Source organism: Streptobacillus canis, assembly GCF_009733925.1.
In the GTDB taxonomy this organism is placed as follows: domain Bacteria; phylum Fusobacteriota; class Fusobacteriia; order Fusobacteriales; family Leptotrichiaceae; genus Streptobacillus; species Streptobacillus canis.
In genome coordinates this window covers 1-15,878 of the sequence record NZ_WOEI01000020.1, presented here as the reverse complement: position 1 = coordinate 15,878, position 15,878 = coordinate 1, and the positions used below count along the sequence as shown (strand labels likewise).

20 protein-coding genes are annotated in these 15,878 nt (G+C 25.1%); 16 read left to right on the top strand and 4 right to left on the bottom strand.

Annotation, left to right across the window (positions count from 1 at the left end; genetic code table 11):
- The 9 genes from GM111_RS05860 (at position 1) to GM111_RS05820 (ending at position 6,203) form a co-directional block, all read left to right on the top strand.
- Positions 1-933 carry an alpha/beta hydrolase fold domain-containing protein gene (locus GM111_RS05860; RefSeq protein WP_156300093.1) on the top strand — a complete coding sequence of 311 codons (933 nt, stop codon included), beginning with the start codon at positions 1-3 and terminating at the stop codon, positions 931-933.
- A 38-nt stretch (positions 934-971) separates the two neighbouring features.
- Positions 972-1,913: an alpha/beta hydrolase gene (locus tag GM111_RS05855; protein ID WP_156300091.1), complete on the top strand. Its 942-nt coding sequence runs from the start codon at positions 972-974 to the stop codon at positions 1,911-1,913.
- An 8-nt stretch (positions 1,914-1,921) separates the two neighbouring features.
- Positions 1,922-2,647 carry a TspO/MBR family protein gene (locus GM111_RS05850; RefSeq protein ID WP_156300089.1) on the top strand — a complete coding sequence of 242 codons (726 nt, stop codon included), beginning with the start codon at positions 1,922-1,924 and terminating at the stop codon, positions 2,645-2,647.
- Between the two features lie 105 nt (positions 2,648-2,752).
- On the top strand, positions 2,753-3,037 hold the full coding sequence (locus GM111_RS08255; protein ID WP_197034508.1) for a hypothetical protein: 285 nt from the start codon (positions 2,753-2,755) through the stop codon (positions 3,035-3,037).
- A gap of 209 nt (positions 3,038-3,246) precedes the next feature.
- Positions 3,247-3,702 carry a GNAT family N-acetyltransferase gene (locus GM111_RS05840; RefSeq protein WP_197034507.1) on the top strand — a complete coding sequence of 152 codons (456 nt, stop codon included), beginning with the start codon at positions 3,247-3,249 and terminating at the stop codon, positions 3,700-3,702.
- A gap of 78 nt (positions 3,703-3,780) precedes the next feature.
- Positions 3,781-4,884: an AAA family ATPase gene (locus tag GM111_RS05835; protein ID WP_156300085.1), complete on the top strand. Its 1,104-nt coding sequence runs from the start codon at positions 3,781-3,783 to the stop codon at positions 4,882-4,884.
- Entirely contained in the window at positions 4,871-5,368 is a 498-nt protein-coding gene (locus GM111_RS05830) for a hypothetical protein (RefSeq protein WP_156300083.1), read from the top strand. The genes GM111_RS05835 and GM111_RS05830 overlap by 14 nt, the downstream gene beginning before the upstream one ends.
- 71 nt (positions 5,369-5,439) lie before the next feature.
- Complete coding sequence (locus tag GM111_RS05825; RefSeq protein ID WP_197034506.1) at positions 5,440-5,874, top strand: GNAT family N-acetyltransferase; 435 nt, start codon at positions 5,440-5,442, stop codon at positions 5,872-5,874.
- 11 nt (positions 5,875-5,885) lie between these two features.
- On the top strand, positions 5,886-6,203 hold the full coding sequence (locus GM111_RS05820) for a MazG nucleotide pyrophosphohydrolase domain-containing protein (protein WP_156300079.1): 318 nt from the start codon (positions 5,886-5,888) through the stop codon (positions 6,201-6,203).
- Positions 6,204-6,248: 45 nt separating this feature from the next.
- On the opposite strand, the gene GM111_RS05815 is transcribed toward GM111_RS05820, so the two are convergent.
- Positions 6,249-6,518, bottom strand: coding sequence for a type II toxin-antitoxin system YafQ family toxin (locus tag GM111_RS05815; protein ID WP_331279614.1), 270 nt, complete (start codon positions 6,516-6,518; stop codon positions 6,249-6,251).
- A 1-nt stretch (position 6,519) separates the two neighbouring features.
- On the bottom strand, positions 6,520-6,792 hold the full coding sequence (locus tag GM111_RS05810) for a type II toxin-antitoxin system RelB/DinJ family antitoxin (protein WP_156300075.1): 273 nt from the start codon (positions 6,790-6,792) through the stop codon (positions 6,520-6,522).
- A gap of 215 nt (positions 6,793-7,007) precedes the next feature.
- On the opposite strand from GM111_RS05810, the gene GM111_RS05805 reads away from it, so the two are divergent.
- The 4 genes from GM111_RS05805 to GM111_RS05790 all read left to right on the top strand — a co-directional run bounded on the left by GM111_RS05805 (position 7,008) and on the right by GM111_RS05790 (position 10,943).
- Complete coding sequence (locus GM111_RS05805; protein WP_156300073.1) at positions 7,008-7,649, top strand: adenylate kinase; 642 nt, start codon at positions 7,008-7,010, stop codon at positions 7,647-7,649.
- 18 nt (positions 7,650-7,667) lie between these two features.
- Positions 7,668-8,438, top strand: a complete 771-nt coding sequence (map, locus tag GM111_RS05800; RefSeq protein ID WP_156300071.1) for a type I methionyl aminopeptidase — start codon at positions 7,668-7,670, stop codon at positions 8,436-8,438.
- Between the two features lie 167 nt (positions 8,439-8,605).
- Positions 8,606-9,310, top strand: a complete 705-nt coding sequence (locus GM111_RS05795) for a hypothetical protein (RefSeq protein WP_156300050.1) — start codon at positions 8,606-8,608, stop codon at positions 9,308-9,310.
- A 148-nt stretch (positions 9,311-9,458) separates the two neighbouring features.
- Positions 9,459-10,943, top strand: coding sequence for an alpha-amylase family glycosyl hydrolase (locus GM111_RS05790; protein WP_156300048.1), 1,485 nt, complete (start codon positions 9,459-9,461; stop codon positions 10,941-10,943).
- A gap of 27 nt (positions 10,944-10,970) precedes the next feature.
- On the opposite strand, the gene ilvA is transcribed toward GM111_RS05790, so the two are convergent.
- Positions 10,971-12,176 (bottom strand): threonine ammonia-lyase, encoded by a 1,206-nt coding sequence (ilvA, locus tag GM111_RS05785; RefSeq protein WP_156300046.1) that lies wholly within the window; start codon positions 12,174-12,176, stop codon positions 10,971-10,973.
- A 2-nt stretch (positions 12,177-12,178) separates the two neighbouring features.
- On the bottom strand, positions 12,179-12,901 hold the full coding sequence (locus tag GM111_RS05780; RefSeq protein WP_197034505.1) for a GntR family transcriptional regulator: 723 nt from the start codon (positions 12,899-12,901) through the stop codon (positions 12,179-12,181).
- Positions 12,902-13,061: 160 nt separating this feature from the next.
- Here GM111_RS05780 and GM111_RS05775 point away from each other — a divergent pair, with 160 nt between their 5' ends.
- From GM111_RS05775 to GM111_RS05765, 3 genes are all read left to right on the top strand, one after another.
- Positions 13,062-14,318 (top strand): Y-family DNA polymerase, encoded by a 1,257-nt coding sequence (locus GM111_RS05775; protein WP_156300043.1) that lies wholly within the window; start codon positions 13,062-13,064, stop codon positions 14,316-14,318.
- The gene (locus GM111_RS05770; RefSeq protein ID WP_156300041.1) at positions 14,311-14,607 is read left to right on the top strand and encodes a YolD-like family protein; all 297 of its coding nucleotides are present in this window, start codon (positions 14,311-14,313) and stop codon (positions 14,605-14,607) included. Before GM111_RS05775 ends, GM111_RS05770 begins: the two co-directional genes overlap by 8 nt.
- Before the next feature lie 70 nt (positions 14,608-14,677).
- Positions 14,678-15,637: a type I phosphomannose isomerase catalytic subunit gene (locus GM111_RS05765; protein WP_156300039.1), complete on the top strand. Its 960-nt coding sequence runs from the start codon at positions 14,678-14,680 to the stop codon at positions 15,635-15,637.
- Positions 15,638-15,878 lie beyond the last annotated feature (241 nt).

The window sequence follows — 15,878 nt, the reverse complement described above, 5'->3', positions numbered from 1 at the left end:
ATGTTAATGATTAAATATATATTATTCATATCAGTGATATATTTCCTATTAAGAATATATTTTAAGAGAAGCCTAAAAGCTTTATTAATAGAACTGAAATATAGAATTATTGAATATGAAAATATTGCAGAAGAAGAAATGACTAAGAGAATTAATGAATTAAAACTTATTGAAGAAGATGAATACCAACTACCTAAAAATTATGAAAATTTAACTATTTCAGAATTTAATAATATGAAGGTTATATTTTTAAATTCACAAGGTAAAGGCAGTAAAGTATTTTATCTTCATGGTGGAGCATATATGTATGATCCTGTTCATGAAAACTTTGACTTTTTAAACAAATTAATAAAAAAAACAGATATTAGTGTAATTATGCCTGTTTATCCAAAAGCACCTAAACATGACTTTAAAGAAGCCTATGAAAAAGTAATAGAAATATACATTGAAAGTGCAAAAGATGACTCTGTAGTTTTACTTGGAGATAGTGCTGGTGGAGGATTTACTTTGGGCCTTGCTCAAGAAATTGATAGACTTAAATTAAGAGTTCCTAAAAAGATAATTCTTATTTCACCTTGGTTAGATCTATCTATGGAAAATCCTGAAATAGAAAAATATGAAAAGTTAGATCCATATTTAAAAAAATCTAAATGCTTAGCTATGGCAAAGTCTTGGGCCAATGGAACTAATTTAAAAGATACAAGACTTAGTCCCATTTATGGTAAACTTAAAGTTTTAAATAATATATCAATAATAGCAGGAGAAAGAGATATACTTTATCCTGATATACTTAAATTAGTAAATATGATGAAAGATGAAAATATAGAAGTAGATATGTTAATAGGAAAAAATATGTTACATGATTATCCATTTTTAAATATACCTGAAGCAAGTGTTGCTATAAATCATATGGTTAACATATTAAAAAAATGATATAATCTAAGAGAGAAAAGATAGAAAAGAGAAAAATGATGAACAAATTATTTAAACTTGTACTTCTGTTTCTAATTATAGGTTTTGTAGGTCTTTACACATCATCAAAATATTATTATGAAAGAAGTATGCAAGCAACTATAGCTGAAATATATTTAAAAGTAACTAAAATTAGAAAATGGTCTAGTGAAGAAATGGAAACTTGGTTAAAAGAAAGAAAAGAAATGGAAGAAGAACCATATATATTACCTGAAGGAATTGAAGCTTTTGCTTTTTCTAATATGCCAGTATTAAACTTTAATAAAGAAGGAAAAGGAGAACTAGTAATATATATACATGGTGGGACTTATCTTCATCATGTAGATCCATTCCATATTAGGTTTGTGAAAAAATTGATAGAACAAACTGATGCGAAAGTTCTATTGCCAGTATATCCTAAAGCACCTAAGCATGACTTTAAAGAAGCATATGAAAAAGTATTAGAGCTATATAACAAAATATCAAAAGATAGTGATGTTGTATTGATGGGTGATAGTGCAGGTGGAGGATTTGTTTTAGGTCTTGCTCAAGAATTAGATAGATTAAAATTTAAAGAAGCTAAAAGTTTAATAGTAATGTCACCTTGGGTTGATTTAACTATGGAAAATCTAGGAATAGAAAAATATCAAAAAGTAGATCCATGGTTAAATTCTAAAACAGCATTACCTACAGCAAAAGCATGGGCAAATGGAACGGATTTAAAAGATCCAAAACTTAGTCCAATATATGGAAATCTTAAAGCTTTAAAAAATCTTACAATATTTACAGGAACTAGAGATATACTTTATCCAGATATTCAAGTATTAGCAGATAAATTAAAAGAAGAAAATATTGATTTTGAATATATTATTGGTAAAAACTTAAATCATGTTTATCCATTATTCCCTATACCAGAAGGACAGGAAGCTATAGATAAGATAGCAAAAATTTTAGAAAAATAGGAGGAGAAATGAAAAAGAATACTTTAAATAAAATAAATATTGTAATGTTTTTTATTACATTAATAATTAATTACTTAATTGCAACATCTAAATTTCCAGGGCTTATGGCTCAAAAAGTAGTTTCAAATATGTATGATACATCAATTACACCTATTGGATTTACATTCTCTATATGGGGAGTGATATATTTACTACTATTTTTATCATTAGTGTGGATGTATAAACAAAAGAGTATGAAAAGAACGATAGGGATAATAATTTTGTTCATGATGATATTAAATATTATGTGGAATGTATTCTTTGGACTTAGATGGATAGGATTATCAGTTGTAATAATAGTCATTTATTGGTTAACATTAATATTAATAGTTAATAAATTAAAAAAAGAAAAAATATCTCTTTCATCGACTGCATTTGGACTACATTTAGGTTGGATAACTATAGCAACTGTAGTTAATATATATGCATATTTAGTAAAAATTAATTTTGAACATTTAAAAAATAACGCTGATTTTTGGACTATTTTAGGAATAACTGTAGTTTTACTATTAACTACTATACTTACACGTCTTTTCAAAAATTTTGCCATACCTTTAGTAATAGCTTGGGCGATATTTGGGATTTATGCTAAAGATGATGTATACATAACATATACTTTCATTCCAAATATGCTAAAAATAGTAATTACAGGACTTATAGGAATGGTAGCAGGAGTTTTTGTAAAAAATAGATAAAAATGATAATAGTTTTCATTTGATAATAAGAGAGACAAAAGTACTAATAGAGAATTTGGTTGGGTTAAAGAACTAAATGAGGGTGTAAAAAGAATATATTCTGAAATGAATAATATGTTTTTAAAAGAACCGGTATATACTGAACCTGGTAATAGTGTTATTCTTAAATTAGAGAATAATATTATAAATAGGCATTTAATAATTGAAAAGAAAATAGAAGAAATATTTCAAGATGTTTATTATAGCTTAAATAATTATGAGAAAAAAATCATCCATTTTATGTATAACACTGGCGAGAATATAACAACATTAGAAGTAAGTGATTTAATAAATAAAGGAAGAACATTTACAAGAAAAATATTACTAGATTTAGAAAAAAATCTGTTTTAAAATGGAATGGTACATCGGTTAATGATAGAAATCAATATTATGAATTATTAGATTTTAAAAAATAGGTGTAGAAGAAAATTTTAAATATAAAAATTAAAGATACCTCTTTACTGGAAGATTGAACAGTGAAGAAGTTTTTGTAAAATAACCGGATAGTATTAGGAAGAGTTAAGAAAAATGAAGAAAAGTTAAGAAAAAAAGAAGGTATGATGATTATAGAACTGAAAAGATTAAATAAAGATGATGCAGATGAAATATTGAGAATATATGAAAGCAATGATGAATATTTTAAAATTTGTCCTCCAGAACCAAGTAATGAATCAGTACTTAATGATATGGTTATGATTCCTGAAGAATTTGATATAAATAACAAAAAATTTTTAGGAATATTCATAGAAGAAAGATTGGTAGGTGTTCTAGATTTATTGGAAGGATATCCTACTAAAGAAGTATTATGGATAGGCCTATTATTAATTGATAAGAATTTCCAAAATAAAGGGATAGCTACAAGGGTGTTAGAAGAGTTTGTATATAATATGGGGTATGAGACTATTAGGCTTGGATATATAGATGTAAACGTTAAAGCAGAAAGATTTTGGAAGAAAAATGGATTTGCTAAAGAAATAAAGAAAGTGGATAATGTTATAGTTGTAGAAAAAATGTAACTAATAAGCAATAAATTGACAAAAAACCCAAAAAATGTTATCATAATTACATAATATTGGAACAAATAGGAGGAAAATATGGTAGTGCTAAAATTAGAATTAGATAATATTTACAGTTTTAATGACTTCAAAATTGATTTTGTTTTTCCTAAAAAAGCAGTGAATTCAACTGTGGAGCAAAATTTAAAAAATTATCCTAACTTTAGATATAAGAAAGTTAATGTAATAATGGGTAATAATGCGAGTGGAAAATCAACTTTAGGACTTGCATTGATGTATATATTTAATTTTATTAGAAAATGTGATGTAAATAATCTAGAAAATATTACTAATATTAAAGATAAGTCAACATATTTTCTAATAGATTTTGTAGTAGAAAATAGAATGTATAGAATTGTATTCAATAATACAATTAAATATACAGAGTCAAGAAACTTAAACTTAGATATATATAGTGCTAAAATAGCCAAAAATGATTCTTATGAAAAAGTTGAAAAAAAACTAAAAAAAATAGAATATAGATCAACAGATACATTTATGGATAAATTAGAATCTATAAATAATTTTAGTTGGCATTTTACTTTCCCAGAATTAGAAAAAAAGAGCTTAAATATAGAGTTAAGAATATTAAAGAACATTCTTAAGTCTCTTGATACATCTATTGTTGATGTGATTAAAAGTAAAGAAGTTGAAAATGCATATATTATTAAATTTGTAGATAGAGAAGATGATGTAATTATACAAAAAGAAGATAATTTAGATTTATACAAGCAATTATCTAGTGGTACTAGAGCGGGAATAAGCATTAGTGAGTTATTAACTAGAATTAATAGTTTAGATAATTCCGTTTTTTATTGTGATGAAAAATTTACTTTTATTCATAGCGATTTAGAAAAAATGATATTTAGTTTAATGATTTCTTACTTGAAAGAGGATAGTCAATTATTCTTTACTACGCATAATCAAGAAATTTTGGATATGAATTTACCATTACAGTCATATACTTTCTTAAAGAAAGAAAATGATAATATTAAAGTAATTTATCCAATAGAATATATAAAGAGAAATGATATTAGATTAAGAAATTATGTCGAAAATGATGTATTTTCTATGTCGCCAAATTTAGATTTAATAGAGGAATTAGAGGGGTTAAGTGAGATGATTCTAAATGAAAAAAAATAATGGGAGAATTTATTATATAGTTGAGGGACAAACAGAAGAAAAAGTAATAAAAGAATTGAAGAATAAATATATATTTTCGGGGAAAGTTAAGGTAAAAAATTTAGTAAATGAAAAAATATCTGATTCATTTATTAGAACTTTGAATGCAGAAATATTAATTATAGTTTTTGACACAGATGTTCAAGAAATAAATATCTTAGAAGAGAATCTAAAAAGGCTAAAAAAAGTTAAAACAATTTCTAAAATAATTTTTGTACCGCAAATAAAAAATTTAGAGGATGAAATAGTTTTTAGTACGGAAATAAAAAGAATAGAAGAACTTTATCAAAAAAATAAAATAGATATAAAAAAACATATAATACAAGATAATTCATTTTGTGATAAATTGGAGAAAAATAATTTTTCTATAGCGAAATTTTGGTCAAGAAATGATACAGGTATATTTAAAAAATACATTAATGGTTTTAAAGATTTTAAAATTTAAGTGAGGTACCCATGTCAATTAAATGAATTAAACAATCAGATATATTAAACATAGATGAAAATTTAAGATTAGTGAAATACCATTCAGATTATTCTTTAGCACTTAAATGGTATCAAGATTTAGAAACTGTATGGCTTGTAGATGGTGATGAAGAAATATATGATGAAGCTTTACTTGAAAAGATGTATAAGTACTTAGATAGTGTAGGAGAGCTATATTTCATAGAATATAAAATAGAAGGAGAATTTAAACATATAGGTGATGTTATCTTTTCAAAAACAGAATTTCCTATAGTTATAGGAGAAAAAGGATATAGGGGTAAAGGTATAGGTAAAAAAGTAATAAATACTTTAATTAACAGAGCTAAAGAGTTCGTATATCCTGAAATAGGAGTAGAAGAAATTTATGACTTTAATAGTAATTCTAAAAAACTATTTACATCTCTTGGATTTAAAGAGTATACTAAAAGAAATAAAGGTATGGGATATATACTTAAATTAAAATAAAGGAGTTAAAGATGGAAGTAACTATAAAACAATTACAAGAATATTTATTTGAACATTATGAAAATAGAAGAACAGAACAGGGCCTATTTCTAAAACTTGTAGAAGAAATGGGTGAAGTTGCAGAAGTATTAAATATTAGAGCTGGACTTAAAAAAGGTGAAACTTCAACTGAAGAGTTAGGTATAGAGCTTGCTGATATTATACATTATACTGTAGCTATAGCTGCAATTAATAATATAGATTTAACAGATATTATACTAAAAAAAGATGAAAAAGCAGCAATAAAATATAATCATAAGATAAATTTAAAAGAATATATTAGTAGATGATAAAACAAAAGGATTAATTGAAAATATTGAATTAATCCTTTTATTTTACTTATTAAAAATTTCAGAATGTGATCCTAGTATTGTTAATAACAATACTAAAATTTCTTCTTTATATTGATATAATAATAACAAATCTGGCTCTAGATGACATTCTCTTACTCCTTTATAATTACCATATAGAGAGTGATCTCTATATTTTTTATCTATTTTTTCTCCGTTTGCTAATTTTTCAATTATATCGAACATTAAATCTAAATTTTTATTTTGTTTTTTTACTAATTTGACATATTTTTTAAATTGTGTTGTAAATTTAATTTCATATATCTAAATCTTTTCTTAAATCAGATATGTTGTTATAACTTTTAACATTTTTATCAAGAACAATTTTGTTTCCTTCTTCTATAGCTGCAATAGTCGTAGTATTTGGAATATCTAATTTTAAAGGAAAAGGAATTCCATTTTCTCTAATACTTGTTCTCAAAAAGATGTTAATAGCAGTTGACATATTTAAACCTAGATTTGAAAAGATATATTCTGCTTTTTCTTTTGTTTTCTTATCCACTCTTATATTTATATTTGTTGTAAACATTTAAATACATCCTCTTTAAAATTGAATAACGAAATCAACACAATGTCAATACAATGTAATAAAAAATATAAATTTAAAAAGAATATGAGTTTCCTTTATTTTATTAATAAAATTTATAATATTTTTTGTATATTGCATATAATAAAACTTAATTGACAACTATATTTTGTAAATGGTATACTTGATGTAAGGAAAATATTAAGGAGATGATAGATATGAATATAGTATTATTTGGACCGCCAGGTGCTGGTAAAGGAACTCAAGCAAAAGAATTAATACAAAAATTTGAAATACCTCAAATTTCAACTGGAGATATATTAAGAGCAGCTATAGCTAATCAAACTCCACTAGGACTTGAAGCAAAAAAACTAATGGATGCTGGAAACTTAGTTGGAGATGATATTGTTAATGGATTAGTGGAAGAAAGATTAAAACAAGCAGATACAGAGAAAGGATTTATTTTAGATGGATATCCAAGAACTGTAGAGCAAGCTAAAGCTTTAGATAAAATCTTAGAAAAACAAGAAAGAGAAATTGAAAAAGTTATAGCACTAGTTGTTGAAGATGATGAAATTTTAAAGAGAATTACAGGAAGAAGGGTCTCTAAAAAAACTGGTAAAATATATCATATAATTTATAATCCACCTGTAGATCAAAATCCAGAAGATTTAGAACAAAGAGCAGATGATACTGCAGAAGTTGTTAAAAAGAGATTAGAAAATTACAAAAATCAAACAGCTCCAGTATTAGATTACTATAAAGAACAAGGTAAAGTAGCTGAAATACAAGGAGAAAGAGAAAGTAAATATATTACTGAAGAAATAATTGACATTTTAACTAATAGTTGTAATGTTTAGTAACTAGAAAGGGAAAAAATGGTAAAATTAAAAACTTTAGAAGATATCAAAAAAATAAAGAAAGCAAATGAAATAATTGCAAGACTTTATGAAGATGTTATACCAAAATATATTAAACCAGGAATTTCAACTTGGGAAATAGATGCAATTTGTGAAGATTACATTAGAAGTCAAGGAGCCATACCTGGAACTAAAGGCTATGATATAGGTTGGCCATATCCTCCATATCCTGCAGCAACTTGTATTTCAATTAATGAAAAAGTAGTTCATGGTATACCAAGTAAAACTGAAATTTTAAAAGAAGGAGATATACTTTCTTTAGATACAGTTACAATACTTGATGGATATTTTGGAGATGCAGCTAAAACTTTTGCAGTAGGAAATATTGATGAAAGATCAAAAAAACTACTTGAAGTTACAGAAAAAGCAAGAGATATAGGAATAGAACAAGCAATAGTTGGAAATAGAATAGGTGATATAGGATTTGCTATACAAAATTATGTAGAAAAATTTGGTTTCTCTGTTGTCAGAGATTTCTCTGGACATGGAGTAGGATTTTCTATGCATGAAGATCCATTCGTGCTAAATTACGGGAAAGCAAATACTGGTTTAAAAATAGAAAATGGATTAGTAATTGCAATTGAGCCTATGGTTAATATGGGAACATTTAAAGTAAAAGTATTAAAAGATGGATGGACAGTAATAACTCAAGATAAAAAAAGGTCAGCCCATTTTGAACATTCAGTTGCAATAGTAGATGGGAAACCGTTGATATTAAGCACTAAATAATAGGGGTAGTTTTTAAACTACCTCTATTTTCAAAGTAGAAAATAATATTGTGAAATATATTAAATACAATGATGATGAAGGTCTGAGGTAAGACAGTGTTATTTTTACGTTATTTATTCCTAATTTTCACAAGTAGATAAAAATAATAAAAAGTTAAAGGAGAAGAGATGAGAAAAATAATAAAACCTAAATTAAGTATGAGAATTATAAAGTATGGTTTGTTTTTTCAAGCAATACTTAAGAATATATTAACAATATTTATATTTCAATTTCAAGAACGTTCAAAAATAGAAATATATTCTGGTTTAATTTCGGGATTACTGTATTTGTTAACGGCATTTTTTTTCTCAAAAAATCTTAAAAATATATACTTAGATGATGAATTTATTAAAATAGGAAATAAAAAAATAGAAAGAAATCAAATTAGATATATAATTTTAAAATATAAAGAGAAAGAAAGTGTAATTTCAATAAAATCGGAAGATAAAATATATAATATTTTAGCAATTAATTTTTCTTTAGAAAAATATAATGAAATAAAAGAATACTTAGCAAATTTTAAAAATATTACAAAATTTAAATTTTTAGAAAAAGATTCAAAAAAAAATATATATAAAAATTTATTTTTATTGAAAAAAAATAAAGAAATATTCTCTAAACTAGAAGTAACTAAAAATCAAATAAAAGTTTCTGAATTAGGATTAGAAGTTAATGGAGAAATTTATTCATGGGATAATAAGTTTGAAATATTTGAGCAAAAAATCTTAATCAAAAATAAGGAAAATCAGATATTATTGAATTTAGAATATGAAATAATGGAAAATAATCTTAATTTTGAGAAAAAAATAGAAAAGTATATAGCTGATAATTAATGGAAGAAAAAATCGGATTATTTATTAATTAAAAATATAAGTACTAAAAAAGTAGTTAAGATAAAAAAATAATAATAGAACAAAGTGGTTTCTTTAAAAAAATACTAAAATTATATAGTTTAAATTAAAGAAAAAGAAAGAAGGAAAAATGAAAAGAAAAATAATATTGTTCATTATTCTAATTGGATTAATATTTAGTTGTGGTGAAACAGTAAAATTATATGAAAATACATTAGAAGATAGGATTTCAAAATCAGGAGTATATTATGAAATATTTGTTAGATCTTATGCTGATTCTAATGGAGATAAAATTGGTGATTTAAATGGAATTAAAGACAAATTACCAGAGCTTAAAGATTTAGGAGTGGAAGGTTTATGGTTAACACCGATATTTGTTTCTCCAAGTTATCATAAATATGATGTTATAGATTACTATAATATAGATCCTGAGTATGGAACTATAGATGATTTTAGAGAACTTGTAAAAGTAAGTCATGAACTTGGAATAAAAATAATAATTGATTTACCTATTAATCATACTAGTAGTGAGCATCCTTGGTTTAAAGATGTGCTAGTAAATAAAAATAGTGAGTATAAAAAATATTATAGAATAGAAAAAAATAATAATGATAAAATAGATTTTAAAGCAGTACCTCTTGGTGGAACAGCTTGGCATAAATTAAATGATGAAGAAAAGTATTTTGGAATCTTTTGGGGTGGAATGCCTGATTTAAACTTAGAAGAAAAAGAAGTTAGAAAAGAAATACATAAAATATCTAAATTTTGGATAGATGAAGTTGGTATAGATGGATATAGAATAGATGCTGCACTACATGCTTACGGTAAAGGAGAATATTCTAAAGAGTTAAATATTTTAGATGCTAATATGAAGTGGTGGTCAGAATTTAGAAATGAATTAATTAAGACTAAAAAAGATGTATATATAGTTGGAGAAGTTTGGACAGCTCCTGAAATAGTAGCTAAATACTTTACTGTATTTGATTCTAATTTTAATTTTGAATTTTCTGAAAAAGGAATATTTAATGCTTTAATTAGAGAAAATGCAAAAGAATTAACATCTAAATTAACAAGAGTATATGATCTATATGAAAAAAGTGTTAAAGAATATATAGATGCACCTTTTTTAACTAATCATGATCAAAGTAGATTATCTGAAAAATTACCTGATTTAGATAGACAAAAATTAGCAGCTAGTATTTTACTTACTTTACCAGGTAATCCATATATATACTATGGTGAAGAATTAGGAATGAAAGGGAAAAAACCAGATGAATTAATTAGAGAACCATATATTTGGGGAGATGATTATCAAACAAGTTGGGAGGAAATAGTTTTAAATAAAGAAACAATAGACTATATCACTCAAAAAAATAATCAAGATTCTTTATTAAATCATTACAAAAAATGGATAAAAATAAGAAAAGAAAATAATGAGATAAGATATGGAAAATTTGAAGCATTAGATGTTGAAAATAATAAAGTTTTAGCATATAAAATGAAGTATAATGGAAGTGAAAAAATAATTTTACATAATTTATCAAATAAAGAACAAAAAATTAAATTAGAAAATAAAGAAATAAGATTAAATGCTTATGAAAGTACTATAATATAATTAGGGGATAAATTTATCCCCTAATTATTATACTAAATTAAAATTTATTTTCTTCTCATTTAATTCTTTTAATACACTTTCAAGATGATTGCTATCAACACATTCTATAACAAGTTCTAATAATTGTTCATTAGTTTTTAGGTTGTTAGAGTATCTAGTTTGATTAAGATATAAGATATTAGCTTGTTTTTCAGATATAATATTTGTAACTTTAGTTAATTCTCCAACTATATCTTTAAGTAAAATATTTAATCTTGCTCTTTTATTTTGTATAATTTGAGCTCTATTAACTATTTTTTCTATATTAGTAATATCAATATTTCCACCAGAAATAACGATGGCGACATTTAATCCTTCTAAATTTACTTTTCCTGAAAGTACAGCTGCAAGTGCTGTAGCTCCTGCTCCTTCTGCAACCACTTTTGCTTTTTCTATTAAGAATAATATTGCTTGTGAAATTTCATCTTCACTAACTATAACTACATCATCAACTAAATTTTTAAATATTTCATGAGTTTTTACTCCTACACGTCCAACTGCAATACCATCTGCTATAGTTTGAGGACCTGTTACAAGTAATGGTCCGTTATTTTCTAGAGCCTTTTTCATAGATGGCATATTTTCAGCTTCTACTCCTATTAATTTGATGTTTGGTTTTAATTCTTTTAATGCAACAGCAATTCCTGCCATTATTCCACCACCACCAACAGGACAAAGTACAACATCTACATTTTCTAAATCTTCAAATATTTCTATTCCTATTGTTCCTTGACCAGCGATAACTTCATCATCATCAAAAGCATGTAAGAACACGTAATTATTTTCTTTTTGTACTTTTAAAGCATGTTCATAGGCATCGTTAAATGTTTCTCCTTCAAGTATAACTTCAGCGCCATAACTTTTAGTTGCTAAAATTTTAGAAATTGGAGCAAATTTAGGCATAACTATAGTAGCTTTAATACCAGCTTGTTTAGCTCCTAATGCAACTCCTTGAGCATGGTTGCCAGCAGATGATGCAATTACACCACGTTTTTTTTCATCATCAGTTAAATGCATTATTTTATTTATAGCTCCTCTTGCTTTAAAAGAACCAGTTTTTTGTAAATTTTCAAGTTTTAAATATACATTACCTTTTGTTATTTGATTAAGTAATGGACACTCAATAAGTGGAGTTCTTTTAATAGCCTTTTTAATGTTTTCATTTGCCTTTTTAACATCATCTAATTTAATCATTTTTACCATCCTTTGTTTAGTGTTATACTGTATTCAAATACATTATTTTTTATGCTTGAAATAGTGTATTCTATTATTTTTTCCTTTTCATAAGTACTGCGTATAATATTCATTCCTAAATCATTTTCTTTTAAGTTAAGTAAATTTTTTTCTTTTTTATCAGAAATTAATATAGGCTTTAAAGTTTCTACGGCCTTAGAGAAATTGATTTCAAATTTATTTTCAAAAATATTATACATAGATTTTTGGTTTAATTCAAGAGGATCAAATCCATTAAATCTATAAAGAGGGAGATAAGTTTTTTCAAATATTATGGGTTCATTATCCATAAAACGTAATCTTTCAAAATATATTATTTTTGAGTTAAGAGGGATTCTAAAAATTTCTGAAAGTTCAAAATTAGCTTCTAAAATTTTATGAGAAATAATTTTTGATTTAGGTGTTTTACCTGCTGATTTAATATTTTCATAAAAACTATAGAAAGTATTAAGATTTTGATTCATTTTTTGACTAGAAATAAAATTTCCTTTACCTTGAACTTTAAAAATATATCCTTCTTTTTCAAGTAAATTTAAAGTAGAACGAATAGTATTTCTGCTTACACCGTATTCTTCTGAAAGATTTCTTTCTGAACTAAGTTTATCTCCAGGTTTAAGATTTCCTTCTAAAATTTTAGTTTTAAGTTCTTCATATATTGTGTAATAAAAAGATTCATGTTCTTTCAAAATTTTCACCTCCATTAATATATTATACCTCAAAAAAAAATAAATATAAATAGATAATAGTAAAAAACATTGTTTTTAAACTAAAGTTGTTATATAATTATAACATAAAAGTTATTTTTTATTATTTTTTGGAACAAAAAAGTAGCAAGGAGATTTTGTGATGGAAGAAAAAGTATATGCGTGTATAGATTTTAAAAGTTTTTACGCTTCTGTTGAATGTGCAGAAAGAGGGTTGAATCCTTTTAGTACTAATCTTGTAGTTGCAGATGAAACTAGAGGTGAAGGAGCTATAACTTTAGCAATTAGTCCAGCATTAAAGTCAAAAGGAGTGAAAAATAGATGTAGAATTTTTGAAATTCCTAAACATATTCAATATATAAAAGCTATGCCAAGGATGAAATTATATATGGAATATTCAGTTGAGATTTATAGTATATACTTGAGATATATAGCTCCTGAAGATATATACATATATTCTGTAGATGAATGTTTTATAGACTTAACGCCATATTTAAAATTGTATAATATGAGAGCTAAAGAAATAGTTATAATGATAAAAGAAGCAATATTTAAAGAAAAGAAAATACCATCTAGTGCAGGAATAGGGACTAATCTTTTTTTGGCTAAGGTAGCTTTAGATGTACTTGCAAAAAAAACAGAAGATGGAATAGGGTTACTTGATTTAAAAAGATTTAAAAAATATATTTGGAATCATAGACCTATAACTGATATATGGAACATAGGTAAAGGGATAGCTAAAAGATTGGAAAAATATAAGGTGTATGATTTAGAGGGAATCACTTTATTACAAGAAAAAGTTCTTTATGATGAATTTGGAGAAAATGCTTTATTTTTAATAGATCATGCTAAGGGAATAGAACCTTGTACGATAAAAGAAATAAAAGAATATAAATCTAAAACAAAATCTATATCAAATTCACAAATACTTTTTAGTGACTATAATTTTGAGGATGCTAAAATGATAATGATAGAGATGTTAGATGTATTGGTACTTGAATTAATTGCTTTTAAATATACTACAGATAATATTAGTTTAACTATAAGATATAGTGGAATTGAAAGAAAAACGGTAGGGGGAAATAGAAAACTTTATTTTAGGACTAATTCTTTTAGAAAATTATCCAAGGAGTATAAAAAGTTTTTTGATGAAAAAGTTGATAGAAAATTAAAAATAAAACAAATAACATTATCTTTGAATAATTTATTAGAAGGTGCTTGGATACAAGGAGACTTATTTTCAAATTATGAACTAGAAAAAAAGGATGAAAAAGTACAAAAAGCTATATTAAAAATAAAGGGTAAATTTGGTAAAAATTCAATACTTAGAGGAATAAGCATGAATGAAAAGGCTACAGCTAAAATGAGGAATAAATTAATAGGAGGACATAATGGATAGGGCAAGACAATTTATGCCTTTTTCACCACTTAAAGGTTTTTATGAATTAATAGAAGAAAAAGAAATAATTCCTGAAGAAAAAATGGTATTATCTGAAGAGGATTATGATAAATTATCTTTTAAAATAAATAGATTAAAAAAAGGTGATATGGTAAAAGTTAAATGGTATAAAGAAAATGGATATGTAGAATTAATAGGAAAGGTATCAAATATAGATTTTGAAAATATGTACCTAATAGTAGTTAAAGAAAAAATAAAAATATTTGATATAGTAGAAATTGAATACTAAAATATGGACTATTTTTAGAAAATTTGGTAATATTAAAAATATAGAATAAGTATTTAGAAAGAGGTAGAATATGAAATTGTATCCATTAAAATTTAAAAAGGTATTAATACCTAAAGTATGGGGTGGAAGAAATTTAGAAAAAGAATTAGGTATAGTATTACCAGATTCTAGAGATTATGGAGAAACTTGGGAGGTTTCATCACATCCTAATGGTATGAGTGTCGTTAGCAATGGAAAGCTTCAAGGAAAAACATTACAGGAGTTATTTGATGAATATAAAGGAATATTAGTAGGAGAAGAAATATATAGAAATCATCCAGATAGATTTCCTTTATTAATAAAGTATTTAGATGTTAATGATAGATTGTCTATACAAGTACATCCAAGTGATGAAGTGGCTTTAAAAAAACATAATGAATTAGGTAAGTATGAATCATGGTATATTATGTATGCAAGTGATGATGCTAAATTAATTATGGGTATGAAAAAAGGATATGATAAGGAAAGTTTTTTAGAAAAAACAAGAAGAAATGATTTTACAGATATGTTTGAGGAAATATCTGTTGAAGCAGGAGATATTATAGATGTGATACCTGGAACAGTACATGCAAGTCTTGAAGGTTCAGTTATATTTGCTGAAATACAAGAAAATTCAGATATTACATATAGGATATATGATTTTGATAGACTAGATAACGGGAAATTAAGAGAATTGCATTTAGAAGATGCTGCAGATGTGATTGATTTTGAATTAAAACCTAAAGTAATAAATACAAACTTTAAAGAAGGAGAGATAAGAAAAAATATTTCAAATACTCCATATTATTCTATAGACAGAATTAAAATAATAGAAAGTTTTGATGATGTAGATCAAAATATGAGTATCTATTCTATACTTGAAGGTAAGGGGAAAATTGAAGGTAATGGAGAAAGTATAGAAATAAAAAAAGGAGAAACTATACTAGTTCCAGCTAATGTAAAAATTAGATTAGAAGGAAAAATGGAAGTGTTAAGAAGTTTGGCTAAATAAAAAATGTAGTAAAAACAAGGGTTGCATATCTTCAAAAAAATTTTTTTGAAAATATGCAATTTTTTTATTGACAAAGTGAAAATGATATGGTAATATAATTGAGTTCGATAAGGAACGAGGACAATGGAAAGAAAAGGAATAAATAAAGCAAACAAGAAAGACAAGAAGTCAATTTAAGGTAAAGACAATAACTTTGAGATAAGAAAACAAAGAAGTAAAAACTGACAAAAAGGTGAAGAAT